Source organism: Roseixanthobacter psychrophilus, assembly GCF_043195195.1.
Classification (GTDB): domain Bacteria; phylum Pseudomonadota; class Alphaproteobacteria; order Rhizobiales; family Xanthobacteraceae; genus NCEH01.
Map to the genome: position 1 here is coordinate 120,848 of NZ_JBAFWT010000001.1, position 13,851 is coordinate 134,698.

At 66.1% G+C, this 13,851-nt stretch carries 12 protein-coding genes; all 12 read right to left on the reverse strand.

The window, feature by feature from the left end:
* Nucleotides 1–22 precede the first annotated feature (22 nt).
* On the reverse strand, nucleotides 23–1,519 hold the full coding sequence (locus tag V5F77_RS00520; RefSeq protein WP_429003358.1) for a leucyl aminopeptidase: 1,497 nt from the start codon (nucleotides 1,517–1,519) through the stop codon (nucleotides 23–25).
* 248 nt (nucleotides 1,520–1,767) lie between these two features.
* Nucleotides 1,768–2,511, reverse strand: coding sequence for an SDR family NAD(P)-dependent oxidoreductase (locus V5F77_RS00525; protein ID WP_429003359.1), 744 nt, complete (start codon nucleotides 2,509–2,511; stop codon nucleotides 1,768–1,770).
* Between the two features lie 191 nt (nucleotides 2,512–2,702).
* On the reverse strand, nucleotides 2,703–4,157 hold the full coding sequence (purF, locus tag V5F77_RS00530; protein WP_429003670.1) for an amidophosphoribosyltransferase: 1,455 nt from the start codon (nucleotides 4,155–4,157) through the stop codon (nucleotides 2,703–2,705).
* Nucleotides 4,158–4,290: 133 nt separating this feature from the next.
* Nucleotides 4,291–4,986: a CvpA family protein gene (locus V5F77_RS00535; protein ID WP_429003360.1), complete on the reverse strand. Its 696-nt coding sequence runs from the start codon at nucleotides 4,984–4,986 to the stop codon at nucleotides 4,291–4,293.
* A 108-nt stretch (nucleotides 4,987–5,094) separates the two neighbouring features.
* Nucleotides 5,095–6,495, reverse strand: coding sequence for a DNA repair protein RadA (gene radA / locus V5F77_RS00540; RefSeq protein ID WP_429003361.1), 1,401 nt, complete (start codon nucleotides 6,493–6,495; stop codon nucleotides 5,095–5,097).
* Between the two features lie 49 nt (nucleotides 6,496–6,544).
* Entirely contained in the window at nucleotides 6,545–7,666 is a 1,122-nt protein-coding gene (gene alr / locus V5F77_RS00545; RefSeq protein WP_429003362.1) for an alanine racemase, read from the reverse strand.
* A gap of 114 nt (nucleotides 7,667–7,780) precedes the next feature.
* Nucleotides 7,781–9,265, reverse strand: a complete 1,485-nt coding sequence (locus tag V5F77_RS00550) for a replicative DNA helicase (protein WP_394014171.1) — start codon at nucleotides 9,263–9,265, stop codon at nucleotides 7,781–7,783.
* Between the two features lie 227 nt (nucleotides 9,266–9,492).
* The gene (locus V5F77_RS00555; protein WP_429003363.1) at nucleotides 9,493–10,746 is read right to left on the reverse strand and encodes a class I SAM-dependent methyltransferase; all 1,254 of its coding nucleotides are present in this window, start codon (nucleotides 10,744–10,746) and stop codon (nucleotides 9,493–9,495) included.
* A 300-nt stretch (nucleotides 10,747–11,046) separates the two neighbouring features.
* The gene (rplI, locus tag V5F77_RS00560; protein WP_429003364.1) at nucleotides 11,047–11,643 is read right to left on the reverse strand and encodes a 50S ribosomal protein L9; all 597 of its coding nucleotides are present in this window, start codon (nucleotides 11,641–11,643) and stop codon (nucleotides 11,047–11,049) included.
* A gap of 44 nt (nucleotides 11,644–11,687) precedes the next feature.
* Entirely contained in the window at nucleotides 11,688–12,641 is a 954-nt protein-coding gene (locus tag V5F77_RS00565) for a DUF2232 domain-containing protein (RefSeq protein ID WP_429003365.1), read from the reverse strand.
* Between the two features lie 129 nt (nucleotides 12,642–12,770).
* Complete coding sequence (gene rpsR, locus V5F77_RS00570) at nucleotides 12,771–13,031, reverse strand: 30S ribosomal protein S18 (RefSeq protein ID WP_429003366.1); 261 nt, start codon at nucleotides 13,029–13,031, stop codon at nucleotides 12,771–12,773.
* A complete protein-coding gene (gene rpsF, locus V5F77_RS00575; protein ID WP_429003367.1) occupies nucleotides 13,031–13,498 on the reverse strand; it encodes a 30S ribosomal protein S6 in 468 nt (155 codons plus the stop codon). Before rpsF ends, rpsR begins: the two co-directional genes overlap by 1 nt.
* Nucleotides 13,499–13,851: the final 353 nt, after the last annotated feature.

A 13,851-nucleotide genomic window follows, 5' to 3' on the forward strand; every position in this document is an offset into this window, starting at 1 on the left:
CACGCCGCCCCACCTGATCGCCTCAGCCCTCGTAATGGTCGGCGACGAGCTGGTTGAGCAGGCGCACGCCCCAGCCCGAGCCCCAGCTCTTGTTGATGTCGCTGGCCGGCGAGGACATGGCGGTGCCGGCCACATCCAGATGCGCCCAGGGGGTTTTTTCGACATAGCGCTGGAGGAATTGCGCGGCGGTGATGGAGCCGCCGTTGCGCCCGCCGGTGTTCTTCATGTCGGCGAAGCGGCTGTCGATCTGCTTGTCATATTCCGGGCCGAGGGGCATGCGCCACACGCGCTCGCCGGTCTCCATGCCGGCGGCCGAAAGGCGCTGGGCCAATTCGTCGTCGTTCGAGAACAGGCCGGCATATTCGTTCCCGAGCGCCACCAGGATGGCGCCGGTGAGGGTGGCGAGGTCCACCATGAAGCGCGGCTTGAAGCGCTCCTTGGCGTACCAGAGCACGTCGGCCAGAACGAGCCGGCCCTCGGCGTCGGTATTGATGATCTCGATGGTCTGGCCGGACATGGAGGTGACGATGTCGCCGGGGCGCTGGGCGGCGCCGTCGGGCATGTTTTCCACGCAGCCGATGACCCCGACCGCATTCACCTTGGCCTTGCGGGCCGCCAACGCATACATGAGACCGGTGACGCAGGCCGCGCCGCCCATGTCGCCCTTCATGTCCTCCATGCCTGCGGCGGGCTTGATGGAGATGCCGCCGGTATCGAAGGTCACGCCCTTGCCGATGAAGGCCACCGGCTGGGTCTTCGCGTCCGCGCCGTTCCAGCGCATGACCACGACGCGGCTTTCCTTGATGGAGCCCTGCCCGACGCCCAGCAGCGCGCCCATGCCGAGTTCCGCAAGTTCCGCGTCTCCCAGCACTTCGACCTCAACGCCGACCGAAGTCAGCTCCTGCGCGCGGCGGGCGAACTCCGGGGGGTCGAGCACGTTGGAGGGCTCGTTGACGAGGTTGCGCGCCAGGACCACACCATCGGCCACCGCCTCGCTGGCGGTCCAGGCCCGGCGCGTGCCGGCCTCATCCGCCACGAGGAAGGTCAATGTGAGCGCGACCGACTCGGTCTCGCCTTCCTTGCGCTTGGTCTTGTAGCGATCGAACACGTAGCTGCGCAGTCGGGCGCCGAGCGCCATCTCCGCCACAAAGTCGGGGCTGACCTTGAAGCCGGGGAGGTCGACGATGATAGTGGCTTCGCGCGTGCCGCCCGGAATCTTGCTGAACGCCACGCCGCCGAGCTTGAGGAAGTCGGCCGCCTTGAGATCCGCGCCCTTGCCTACGCCGAGGACCACGAGGCGAGGCGCATCGAGGTTCGCCGGCGCGATCAGATCGAGCGCAGACGAAAGGCGGCCCTTGAAGTGATCCGCCCCGATCGCCCGCTTCACCCCATCGAGCGCGGGCTTGAGCTGCTTCTGCGCTTCCCGTCCGAACGTGAGCGTGTCGTCGGTCAGGACGATGAGCACACCCTTGGGGGCAGCGCCGTGCTTGGCGAAACGGATGGTGACGGGCTCGGCCATGGATACTCCGGTAGGTACAGCCTGCGAGGCGCGCAACGGGCGGTGAATGATTTACACTTCTCTAGCCCCATCGCGCAGCGGCGACAAATGCCCGAAGCGCAGGCCACCCGGTCACGTCAGGCGCGAGCGGATGTCGACTTTCCGGTCGACGTAACGCCGCTCCGCCGTATCCCGCAGCATGCGCATCCGCGTCGTGCGCCACGCGGCACTTCCCGGGGCGCGCTGCGGCCACTTACGAGCGGCGCGGGTCAGGCGGGATGCTGGAACGTCAGAAGCTGCCGCGTCGGGAAATCATAATATTTCCCGCTCTCTTCGAACGTTGGCAGGCACAGAGACACGATCGCCTCCGCCGCCGCCTCGGGCGCCGGCAAGGTCTGCGGATTTTCGCCGGGGAACGCCTTGGCACGCATGCGGGTGCGAATCGGACCCGGGTTGAACAGATTGACCTTCAGATTGCCGCTGGCGCTCTCCGCCGCCCAGGTGCGGCCGAGCACGTCGAGCGCTGCCTTGGTCACCGCATAGGGACCCCAATAGGCCCGCGCCTTATGGGCGGCACCGGAGGAGACCAGGACCGCACGGCCGGCAGTGGACAGCTTCAGCAGAGGATCGAGCGAGCGCACGAAGCGGTAATTGGCAGTGAGGTTCACGCTCAGCGCCTGGTCCCAATCCTTGGGATCCACATGGCCGAGCGGGGTGACCGGCCCGAGGATGCCGGCATTGCCGACAAACACGTCAAGATGACCCCAGCGCTGATAAATCGCCCCGCCGAGCCGGTCGATGGCGTCGTAATCGGTGACGTCCATGGGCACGAGGGTGGCGGAACCGCCGGCGGCCTTGATGGCGTCGTCCGCCTCCTCCAGCGCGCCCTCGGTGCGGCCGACCGCGATCACATGGGCGCCGGTCCGCGCCAGGGCGAGCGCGGTGGCCGCGCCGATGCCGCGCGTGGCGCCGGTGACGAGGGCGATCCTGTCGGCAAGCGGCCGTTCGGTCATGGCAGGGTCTCTGTCAGATCGGGAAAAGGGGCGCGACCATCCCGCCATGTCGGCGAAAGTGCAAGGGTGGAATGGGCGAAATCTGTCGCAGCGTCATCCGCGCGATCGCCACCTGCCCGAGCCTCGGCCCGAAGGGGCCGTGACCCAGAACATGTTCGCCGCCCCCTTAGGACACGGCGAACGCACGGTGGTCAGCTCGCTTCGGCGAGCAGCGACAATTGCTGCGCTCCGACCGCGCCCGACTTGTCCGTGAGCAAGGTCGGATAATCGCCGGTGAAGCAATGGTCGGTGAATTGCGGACGCACCGGATCGCGCCCCTCAAAGCCCATGGCGCGATAGACGCCGTCGACCGAGAGGAAGGCGAGCGAATCCGCGCCGATATAGCGCCGCATGCCTTCCAGATCATGGGTGGCGGCCAGCAGCTTGTCGCGGTCCGGCGTGTCGATGCCGTAATAATCGGGATGGGTGATGGGCGGGCTGGCGATGCGAAAATGCACCTCGCTCGCCCCGGCATCGCGCATCATCTGCACGATCTTCACCGAAGTGGTGCCACGCACCAAGCTGTCGTCCACCAGCACGATGCGCTTGCCGGCCACCACCGAGCGGTTCGCGGAGTGCTTCATGCGCACACCCTGGTCGCGCACGGTCTGGGTCGGCTGGATGAAGGTGCGGCCGACATAATGATTGCGGATGATGCCGAGCTCGTACGGCACACCGGAGGTCTGGGAATAGCCGATGGCCGCCGGCACGCCGGAATCCGGCACCGGTACGATCACGTCGGCCGGCAGATGGCTTTCCTGAGCCAGAACCTGCCCCATGGTCTTGCGCACCTGGTAGACGGAGCGCCCGCCCACCACCGAATCCGGCCGGGCGAAATAGATGTATTCGAAGATGCAGGGCCGCGCCGGCATGGAGGGGAACGGCTTGAAGGAGGTGATGCCATCCTCGTCGATCACCACTACCTCGCCATTCTCGATGTCGCGCACATAGCGCGCGCCGATGATGTCGAGGGCGCAGGTCTCGGAGGCGAGGATCGGCGAATTGTCCAGCATGCCCAGCACCAGGGGGCGAATGCCGAGTGGATCGCGCGCGCCGATCAGCTTCTTGTTGGTGACGGCGACCAGGGAATAGGCGCCTTCCAGGAAGTGCAGCGCGTCGATGAAGCGATCGACAAAACGCGCTTTCTTCGAGCGGGCCACCAGATGCAGGATCACTTCGGTATCGGTGGTGGACTGGGTGATGGCCCCGTCCCGCACCAATTGCTTGCGCAGCGTCAGGCCGTTGGTGAGATTGCCGTTGTGGCCGACCGCAAAGCCGCCGGCATCCAGTTCGGCGAATAGCGGCTGCACATTGCGCAGCAAAGTCTCGCCAGTCGTAGAATAGCGCACGTGGCCGACCGCGATATGGCCGGGCAGGCGCTCGATGATGCGGGCGTCGGAGAAGGTATCGCCAACGAGGCCGAGGCGGCGCTCGGAATGGAAGCGGCGGCCGTCATAGGTGACGATGCCGGCGGCTTCCTGGCCGCGATGCTGGAGGGCGTGCAGGCCGATGGCCGTAATGGCCGCGGCATCGGGATGGTTGAAGACGCCGAAGACGCCGCATTCCTCACGCAGACGATCGCCGTTGAGATCCTCATCCAGGTTCATCTGGCCCGTCTCCCGTGCGGCTCCACCCTGCGCCCGGCTTTCGCCATGCGCAAATTCGTCCCGCGCCCGAAGAGGGGCGGGAGCGTGGGAATCCTCGCTCTCCATGTCCATCTTTACCTCCGCTCGACGCGGCTTACTGGCCGGTGCCGCGCGCGCTCTCAAGCAGTTGCTCGAACCCTTGCCGCTCGCCGCGGCGGTATCCGGTTTCGCCAGCCACCGCTCCGGCGGCCGTCGCAACTGTAATCGTGGTGCCCCCACGTTCCGTACGCGGACCGGGCGGCGTCGCTGGGGCATCGCCGCCCTCATACGTCGCCGGCGACCGCTTGAGTCTCTTTAGAATGGTATTCTCCGGATCGTCCGGCAACAGGGACATAAGCCAATCCCCCGTGTTTTGCAGTACCGGACGGGATTTTGCGTCCAGAACCCACGGCGGCTGGCTCTTGTCGGGGACAAGCCAGTTGAAGAACAGGAATGCCACAACCATGACAAGAAGCCCGCGGGCGAGGCCGAAGGCGAAACCCAGCGTGCGGTCCAAGGCACCGATCCGGCTGTCCAGAACGGCGTCGGAAATACGCGCGCTGATGATGGAAACGATGAGCAGCGTCCCGAGAAACAGGATGGCGACCGTCACGACCAGGGCAACGGTGTCCTGGGAAACGTACTGCTTCGTCAAAGGAAGCAGTTGAGGATAGAAAAACAGCGTCACGCCAGCGGCGGCGAGCCATGAGACGATGCTGAAAACTTCGCGCAGAAAGCCGCGAACCATGGCCAACAGGCCAGAAAGCAGCATCACCGAAATAACGATGAGATCGAGCAGCGTCACGGGCATGGGCGCGGCGGGTCCTTCGTGCGGCGCCCGAAGGCGAGCGGCGGAGCGCTGCGTGTCATAAATCCGCAGCGTGGCTCGGACGTATAGCTTCAAGTGCCCGCCGCGTCATCACCCCTGTTTCGGTAACGCTGCCCTGCGCGGCGCGCGGGCCGCGACGCCGGCTACCAGCGACGCAAGGGAAGAGACCCCTTCGATAGAGATCGACCCGTCCATGCCTTCTGCAGAAATGGCGGGCGTCACCGCGCGGGCGAAGCCCAGCTTCGCCGCCTCCTTCAGGCGCGCCGCCGCCTGGGAGACCGGGCGCACCGCCCCGGTCAGGCTCACTTCGCCGAAATACACCGCATCCGACGGCAAGGGCGCGCCGGTGAGCGAGGACACCAGCGCCCCCGCCACCGCCAGATCCGCCGCCGGCTCGCTGATTCGCAGCCCGCCCGCCACGTTCAAATATACGTCATGGCCGCCGAGCCGCACGCCGCAGCGCGCGTCCAGCACCGCCAGCACCATGGCGAGCCGGTTGGAATCCCACCCCACCACCGCGCGGCGCGGCGTGCCGAGGGTGGAGGGCGCCACCAGCGCCTGGATTTCCACCAGCACCGGGCGCGTGCCCTCCATGCCGGCGAACACCGCCGTGCCCGGCGCCCCGGCATCGCGATGGGAAAGGAACAGCTCGGAGGGGTTCGCAACTTCCGACAATCCCTTGCCGGTCATCTCGAACACGCCGATCTCGTCGGTGGGGCCGAAGCGATTCTTCTGGGCGCGCAGGATGCGGAACTGATGGCCGCCGTCGCCCTCGAACGAGAACACCGCGTCCACCATGTGCTCCACCACGCGCGGGCCGGCGATCTGCCCGTCCTTGGTGACATGGCCGACCAGGATCACCGCGGCGCCGGTCTGTTTGGCGTAGCGCACCATCAATTGCGCCGAGGTGCGCACCTGGGTGACCGTGCCCGGTGCCGATTCCACCGAATCGCTCCACATGGTCTGGATCGAATCGATCACGACGAACTGCACCGGCGGCCCAGCGCTCAGGGTGGCGATGATGTTTTCCGCGTTGGTCTCGGCGGCAAGGCCCACGGGGGCGTCCGCAAGATCGAGCCGTCCGGCGCGCATGCGCACCTGGTCCACCGCCTCTTCGCCCGAGACATAGACGATGCGGTGCCCGGCGCGGCCCAATGCGGCGGAGGCCTGGATCAGCAGCGTCGACTTGCCGATGCCGGGATCGCCGCCCAGCAGCACGATGGAGCCGGGCACGAAGCCGCCGCCGGCCACCCGGTCCAGCTCGCCGATGCCGGAGATCAGGCGCGGCGCAGCTTTTCCCTGCCCCTGAAGGCTTTCCAGCGCCACCGCCCGCCCCTTGCGCCCGGCGCGCTGGGCGGCGGGCACGGAAGCGGCGACATTGGCTTCCTCGGAAATCGTGTTCCAGCCGCCGCACGCATCGCACTTGCCCTGCCAGCGGTTATAAACTGCGCCGCAGGACTGGCAGACGAAGGTGGGGCTGGTCTTGGCCATGGGACGGAACGGCTCCGGACGCGCGGAAGGGCGCGACTCACGCGACAGTCTAGCCGCCCACATAGACCCGGTGATAGCGCGGCCCCAGGCTGGTGAGCACTTCATAGCCGATGGTGCCGCCATGGGCGGCAAGTTCGTCGATGCCGATCCCCTCCCCGAGCAGCACGGCCGCGTCGCCCCGGCGGACCTTTTCATGGGGGACGTCGGTGACGTCCACCGCCGTCAGGTCCATGGAAATGCGCCCGACCAGCGGACAGCGCAGGCCGCCGACGATGGCGTCCGCACCGCGCCGGGCATCGCTGCCGCCGAACGCGCGCAGGAAACCATCGGCATAGCCCAGCGAGAGGATGGCGATGCGGCTGTCCCGCTGCAGGCGCTGCGCGGCGCCATAGCCCACCGTGGTGCCGGCGCGCGCATCCCGCACCTGGATGATCGGCACCTCCAGCCGCACGACGCTGTGCAGGGGCGCCGTGCCGGAGATCGGCGCGCCGCCATAGAGCGCGATGCCGGGCCGCACCATGTCGAAATACATCTCCGACCCGCCCAGCGTACCGGCGGAATTGGCCAGCGATGCGGGAATACCGGGAAACGCCGCCGCCACCTGCGCAAAAATATGATGCTGCGCCTGGGTCAGCGGGTGGCGCTGCGTATCCGCGCAGGCCAGATGGGTCATGACGAGCGACGGCCGGAACGAGGGACCGCCCTCGCGCGCCAGGGTGAGGGCTTCCTCGACGCTCAGGCCGAGGCGGTTCATGCCGGTGTCCACATGCAGGGCGGCCGGCTGGCTCACCCCCATGGCGCGGCTGTGGATCGACCATTCGGCGATTTCCTGCCGGCTCCCCAGCACCGGGCGCAGGTTTGCCGCGGCATAGGCATGGGCGGTGTCCGGCAGCAGGCCGCCGAGCACATAGATGGTCGCCTCCGGCAGCAGTGCCCGCAGCGCCTCGCCTTCCTGCACCAGCGCCACGAAAAAGGTGCGCGCACCGGCGGTCCAAAGAGCTGGAGCCGCCTGCGCAATCCCCAGCCCATAGGCGTCTGCCTTGACCACCGCCGCGCATTCGGCGGGAGCCACCCGCGCGGCCAGGGTGCGCCAGTTAGCGGCCAGCGCGCCGAGATCGATCGTGAGCACGGCGCGGGACAGAGCGGAGGACGGGACTGGCGCGGGTTGCATCGAACGCTTTCCCTGGAAGCGGCGGGATTCGCTGTCCTGTCTATACCCTACCCGTAACGCGGCGGCAGCGTTGCACGCGGGGCAGATCAGCGCGCCACGCCGATCGTTCCGCGATCAGTGGCGATCTGGCAGGCGATCTTCGCGGGCAAGGTTCGAGAAGCGCGTGAACTGCGGCTCGAAATGCACCTTCACCGTACCGGTGGGTCCGTGGCGCTGCTTGCCTATGATGACTTCCGCCACCCCTTCGGCCGCCTTCATGTCCGCTTCCCACTTGAACCATTCCTCGGTGCCGGGCTTGGGCTCGCGGCTCTTGAGGTAATATTCCTCGCGATAGACGAACATCACCACGTCGGCGTCCTGCTCGATGGAGCCGGATTCACGCAGATCGGCGAGTTGCGGGCGCTTGTCGTCACGCGCCTCCACCTGACGCGAGAGCTGGGAGAGCGCCATGATGGGCACCTGCAATTCCTTCGCCAGCGCCTTCAGGCCGGTTGTGATCTCGGTGACTTCCTGCACGCGGTTCTGCGACGAGCTTTTGGACGAGCCGGACAGCAATTGCAGATAGTCCACCACCATGAAATCCAGCCCCCGCTGGCGCTTCAGGCGGCGCGCCCGGGCGACCAACTGGGCAATCGAGATGCCGCCGGTATCGTCGATATAGAGCGGCACCACCTGCATGGTCTGGGCGGCGGCGGCAAGCTTGGAGAATTCGCTTTCGGATATGTCGCCGCGGCGGATCTTGTAGGAGGCGATCTCCGCCTGCTCGGCGAGAATACGCGTCGCCAATTGCTCGGCCGACATTTCCAGCGAGAAGAAGCCGACGATGCCGCCGCTCTGGGTCTCGATGGAGCCATCCGCCCGCTGCTCGCCGCGATAGGCGGCGGCGATGTTGAAGGCGATGTTGGTGGCAAGCGCGGTCTTGCCCATGGCGGGACGGCCGGCGAGAATCACCAGATCCGACGGCTGGAGCCCGCCCATCTGCTGGTCGAGATCGTCCAGCCCCGAGGCGATGCCGGAGAGATGGCCTTCGCGCTGGAACGCGCGGCTCGCCATGTCCACCGCTTCGCGCAACGCCTCGCCGAAGCGCTGGAAGCCGCCGTCATAGCGCCCGCTCTCGGCGATGGCGTAGAGCCGCTTTTCCGCTTCCTCGATCTGGTCCTGCGGCGTCGCCTCCACCGGCGCGTCATAGGCGTCGTTGACGATCTCCTCGCCGATGCGGATCAGTTCGCGCCGCACCGAGAGGTCATAGATGGCGCGGCCGTAATCCTCGGCATTGATGACGGTGGTCGCTTCCGCCGCGAGGCGGGCGAGATAATGCGGGCCGCTGAGCCCCGCCACGTCGAGGTCGGCAGGCAGGAAGGTCTTGAGCGTGACCGGGGTCGCGACCTTGCCGGCGCGCACCAGGGCACCGGCCAATTCGAAGATGCGGCCGTGGATGGGCTCGAAGAAATGCTCGGGCTTGAGGAAGTCCGACACCCGGTAGAAGGCGTCGTTATTGACCAGGATCGCCCCTAGCAGGGATTGCTCCGCCTCCACATTGTGGGGCGCCTGACGATAGGAGGGGTCGAGATCCCCCTTCTGGTCGGAAAGGTCGAGCATGAGGCGAGGCCGGTTGGGTGGACGAGCCCCTCTTTAGCAGATGCCGAGCCGACCCCGCAGTTCCGTGATCGTGTGGCCGGCGAAGAATTTGCAACCGTCAACAGCCCGACAATCCCCTGTGGGAAACTGCGGCAATTGCGGGGATAACCGATCCGGCCCCCAACCTCCGGCGGCGTTTTTCGATCTGTCCCGCGAGGGCGGGCTTCCGGCCCGCCCTTCTTTCCAGCCTATTCGCCAGCGAGTCGCAGCGGCGGGGCGCTGCGCTGCTCCATCGTCCGCAATTTGCGTTCGGCCTCCGCGATATAATCGCGCGTCAGCGGCACCGCTTCCTGTTTGCGAGCCAGCTGAATCTGGAACACCATTAGGCCCTGGTACCTAAATGCCATCTCAGAGCCGGCGAGATAGAATTCCCACAGGCGCAGGAATCGCTCGTCGGTCAGGCGCAGGACTTCCTCGCGCCGAGCCAGGAATCGCTCGCGCCAAGCCTTGAGCGTCTCGGCATAATGCAGGCGCAGGATCTCGATGTCGGTCACCACCAGCCCCGCCCGCTCGATGTGCGGCGTGACCTCGGAGAGCGCCGGCATGTAGCCGCCGGGAAAAATATATTTGGCGATCCAGGGATTGGTGAAGCCCGGCGGATCGAAGCGGCCGATGGCATGCAGCAGCATGACCCCATCCTCCGCCAGCAGTTCGCGCGTCTTGCGGAAGAATTCGCCGTAATGATCGACGCCCACATGCTCGAACATGCCCACCGACACGATGCGGTCGAACGGGCCCGGCACGTCGCGATAATCCTGCAGCGCGAACGAAACCTGTTCCTCCAGCCCCTTCTCCCGCGCGCGGCCTTGGGCGACGCCCAATTGCTCGGTGGATAAGGTGACGCCGGACACCCGCGCCTTGGCCATCTCCGCGAGATAGAGGCCGAGCCCGCCCCAGCCGCTGCCGATGTCCAGCACGCTGAGACCGGGCCTGTCGAGCAGCAGCTTGGCCGCAATATGCCGCTTCTTCGCCAATTGGGCATCATCGAGCCGCTCGCCCGGCCGCTCGAAATAGGCGCAGGAATATTGCCGGTCCGCATCGAGGAACAGGGAATAGAGCCGCCCGTCGAGATCATAATGATGCGCCACATTGCGCCGGGCGCGGTCGCGCGGATTGAACTGGGCGAGCCGGCGCAGGACGCGTCGGGCGAAATAGAGCAGGCGCGCGGTCAACGTGGGCTGCAGCACGTTCTGCGACATGATCAGTTCAAGCAGATCGGCGATGGAACCCCGCTCCATCACCAATTCGCCATTGGTGTAGATTTCGCCGAGCTGCATTTCCGGGTCGAACAGCAGCAGCGCCTGCGCCCGTGCGCTGGTGAAGCGCACGTGAATGCCGGGCTTCCCAGGCCCGACCTTGAAGTCCCGGCCCGAAGCGGTCGTGACTTCAAGGCTGCCGTGCGTGACGACGCGGCGTAAAACAGATTCAAGCAACCAATCCACTGGGCCGCCTCCATCCTAAAGATGACCGCCTGGGTTGCCCCTCCTCTCGGCTTCAGCCTCCATTCACCAGCACGAACCCAAGCGATGCGATAGTGGTGGACGCTCTTACATGACTTAACGGAATGAGGAATCGCCTCAATCCAAAGTCATGTCGTCTTTGCGGGCTCTTCGTCCGGCAGAAGCGACTCAAATTTGAACACCACATGACAGTTACGGCAATACCAAAATGACCAAAAAAAACAAAAACGCCCGACCTCGCGGCCGGGCGTTTCTGAACGCTCAGGAAACGGAGCGATCAAATCACTCCGCGTCGTCCAGTTCAGCGGCAGCTTCTTCGGCTTCCTGCTCGGCGAGCGTGGCGTCACGCTCGGCGGCGGCTTCGGCCTCGGCCTCTTCATCTTCGTCGCGGCGGGTGCGCAGGTCTTCACCGCGCGCCACGCGCTCGGCTTCCTCGACGCTGCGGGCAATGTTGGCGGTCACGGAGACCTCAACCTCGGGATGCAGGCGCACGGGGATCGTGTGCATGCCGATGGTCTTGATGGGGTGGTTCAGCTCGATCTGCGTGCGATCGACCGTGAAGCCGGCCTTCACCAGGGCTTCGGCGAGATCGCGGGTGGAGACCGAACCATAGAGCTGGCCGCTCTCGCCGGCCTGGCGCAGGATCACCACGCTCTGGCCGTTCAGCTTTTCGGCCACGCCCTCGGCTTCCTTGCGCAGTTCCAGATTGCGGGTTTCGAGCTGAACTTTCATCTGGTCGAACTTGGCCTTGTTCGCCTTGGTGGCGCGCAGGGCCTTGTTGTTGGGCAGCAGGAAATTGCGGCCGTACCCGTCACGCACCTTCACCACTTCGCCCATCTGGCCAAGCTTGGCGACGCGCTCCAAAAGAATGACTTCCATTTCTGTCTCCTATTTCAAGTGTTTCAGGGGTCGTGGAATTCCTGTCAGCGGTCGTTGGCGGCGGGCGGGGTCCCGCCCCGCACGCTGCGCGACCGCAGATCGAACATGGCGTCCACCACGCCAAGCAAGGCGACCACCAGAACCGGCCACCCCAACGCCAGGGTACCGAGCCATGCGGCGGTCAGAACGAGCACGCGCGAGCGGCGGCCGCGCGTCAGGAAATGCATCACCGCAAAGCCGGCGATGGCATAGGCGGTGACTAGGGTCGCGGCGGCCACGGAGGCGGAGAGGCCGATCATGCCGGGGGCGACCGAAAGGGCGATGATCACCGCCAGCACCAGCGACGTCGAGGCCGGCAGGCGCGTCGCGGCAAGGTCCGGCCAGGGCCGCGCGAGCCGCCCAGACACCAACGCGGCCCGGCCGGCGAGGTAGAGGCAGCACAATTGGGTGATCATGGCGAGCGCACCCGCCATGGGCGGCAGGATGCTTGCAACCATCTCGCCCATGCGCGCGGTATCCGCGTCGGCGACGCCGGACTGGCCGCGCACCTGAATGAAAGTGGCGAAGGCCGCACTCACCGCATCACGATAGCTCTCGAAATCCCCCGCCACCGACAGCACCGCCGTGATGACACTGAAGCTCGAGAGCACGGCGGACGTCAGCACCAGCCCACCGATGGAGAACCACACCAGCTTCTGCGGCGCAGCAGCCTCGCTGCGCGCCATCAGCGCGGCATAGGCCAAGGCCCAGGCCGGGCCGCCGATGCCGACGAGATAAGCGATGAGGAACGAGGAATTGAAATAGAAGCCGAGGACGATGCTCGCCACCGCCACGCCGGCAAGTGCCGACACATGCGAGAAGGCCAGCCCCGCGATCATGATCGGCAAAGGGGAGAGATAGAAGAACGGCACCGCCCACAGGCCGCCGGTCGCGATCCCCGCGACCAGGAGGGCCGACGCCGCTCCGGCGGCGATGCCGATCATCAGGAATTGTGCCATCGACTTGCTGTCCCGCATATGCGGTTAGAGGCAGGTCATCGCCTGCCCCAGCCAAATCCGGAAGCCGCAGCCCCGGTCCTCGTATCGATCAGGGACAAAGGCGCCCCGAAGCGGGGGCGCCTTCGATCTTCAGCGGATCACGAACGGCAGCAAGCCGAGGAAGCGCGAACGCTTGATGGCGGCCGCGAGCTCGCGCTGCTTCTTGGCGGACACCGCGGTGATGCGGCTCGGCACGATCTTGCCACGCTCGGAAATGTAGCGCTGCAGCAGACGCACGTCCTTGTAGTCGATCTTCGGCGCACTGGGGCCGGAGAACGGGCAGGTCTTGCGACGACGGAAGAACGGACGGCGCTGACCGCCGCCGGCGCCACCAGCTTGAGCGAATGCCATCAGATCGCCTCCTCGCCCTGAGTCTCTTCACGGTCGCGCGGACGGCGCGGACGGTCGTCGCGGTCACGGCCGCCGAAGCCGCCGCCGCCACCGAAGCCACGATCGCCGCCGAAGCCACGCTCGCCACGGTCGCGATCATCGCGGTCGCGCTTCTGAAGCATGGCCGAGGGACCTTCCTCGTGCTCTTCGACGCGCAGGGTGAGGAAACGCAGAACGTCCTCGTCGATGCGCATCTGGCGCTCCATCTCCTGAACCGCCGCCGCCGTGGCGTCGATGTTCATGAGGGTGAAGTGGGCCTTGCGGTTCTTGTTGATGCGATAGGTGAGCGTCTTCACGCCCCAGGCTTCGGTCTTGGTGACCTGACCGCCGTTCGCTTCGATAACGCCCTTGAATCGGGCGGCGAGTTCCTCGACCTGTTGCGCCGTAACGTCTTGGCGCGCGAGGAACACATGCTCATAGAGCGCCATGTGTCCTGTGCCTTTCCTGTTGCTCCGTCGCCCGGCGCCAAGCCCTTTCGAACCTTAAGGAAAGGCTCGTTTGCTCGGAAGGCGGGGACACGGGACGACGGACCTGAAAGCCCTGCCTTCCGAGGCTTCAACTTGCGCTGAAAACAACAGATGGCCGTCCGTTCAGCCCCCGGCCGGGGCAACGGAAGCGGTGCGTATAGCAGGTTTTCGTCTGAAGGCAAGAATACCGAGGAGCAAGAATGCCTAGGAGAGGATGAAGCGAACTTCCCGCCTTGAAAAGGGACGTCCCCGGCTCGGGGCGGTGCACCATCTGAGGGAAGCGGGAAGCTTCAGGTCGGGGCCACGCTCGCCCA

Coding starts and splice junctions, on each gene's coding strand:
- purF (WP_429003670.1), bottom strand. CDS start 4,157: ATGAACCTGGATGAGGATCTCAACGGCGATCGTCTGCGTGAGGAATGC.
- V5F77_RS00550 (WP_394014171.1), bottom strand. CDS start 9,265: ATGCTCGACCTTTCCGACCAGAAGGGGGATCTCGACCCCTCCTATCGT.
- V5F77_RS00525 (WP_429003359.1), bottom strand. CDS start 2,511: ATGACCGAACGGCCGCTTGCCGACAGGATCGCCCTCGTCACCGGCGCC.
- radA (WP_429003361.1), bottom strand. CDS start 6,495: ATGGCCAAGACCAGCCCCACCTTCGTCTGCCAGTCCTGCGGCGCAGTT.
- rpsF (WP_429003367.1), bottom strand. CDS start 13,498: ATGGCGCTCTATGAGCATGTGTTCCTCGCGCGCCAAGACGTTACGGCG.
- alr (WP_429003362.1), bottom strand. CDS start 7,666: ATGCAACCCGCGCCAGTCCCGTCCTCCGCTCTGTCCCGCGCCGTGCTC.
- rplI (WP_429003364.1), bottom strand. CDS start 11,643: ATGGAAGTCATTCTTTTGGAGCGCGTCGCCAAGCTTGGCCAGATGGGC.
- V5F77_RS00565 (WP_429003365.1), bottom strand. CDS start 12,641: ATGGCACAATTCCTGATGATCGGCATCGCCGCCGGAGCGGCGTCGGCC.
- V5F77_RS00520 (WP_429003358.1), bottom strand. CDS start 1,519: ATGGCCGAGCCCGTCACCATCCGTTTCGCCAAGCACGGCGCTGCCCCC.
- rpsR (WP_429003366.1), bottom strand. CDS start 13,031: ATGGCATTCGCTCAAGCTGGTGGCGCCGGCGGCGGTCAGCGCCGTCCG.
- V5F77_RS00535 (WP_429003360.1), bottom strand. CDS start 4,986: ATGCCCGTGACGCTGCTCGATCTCATCGTTATTTCGGTGATGCTGCTT.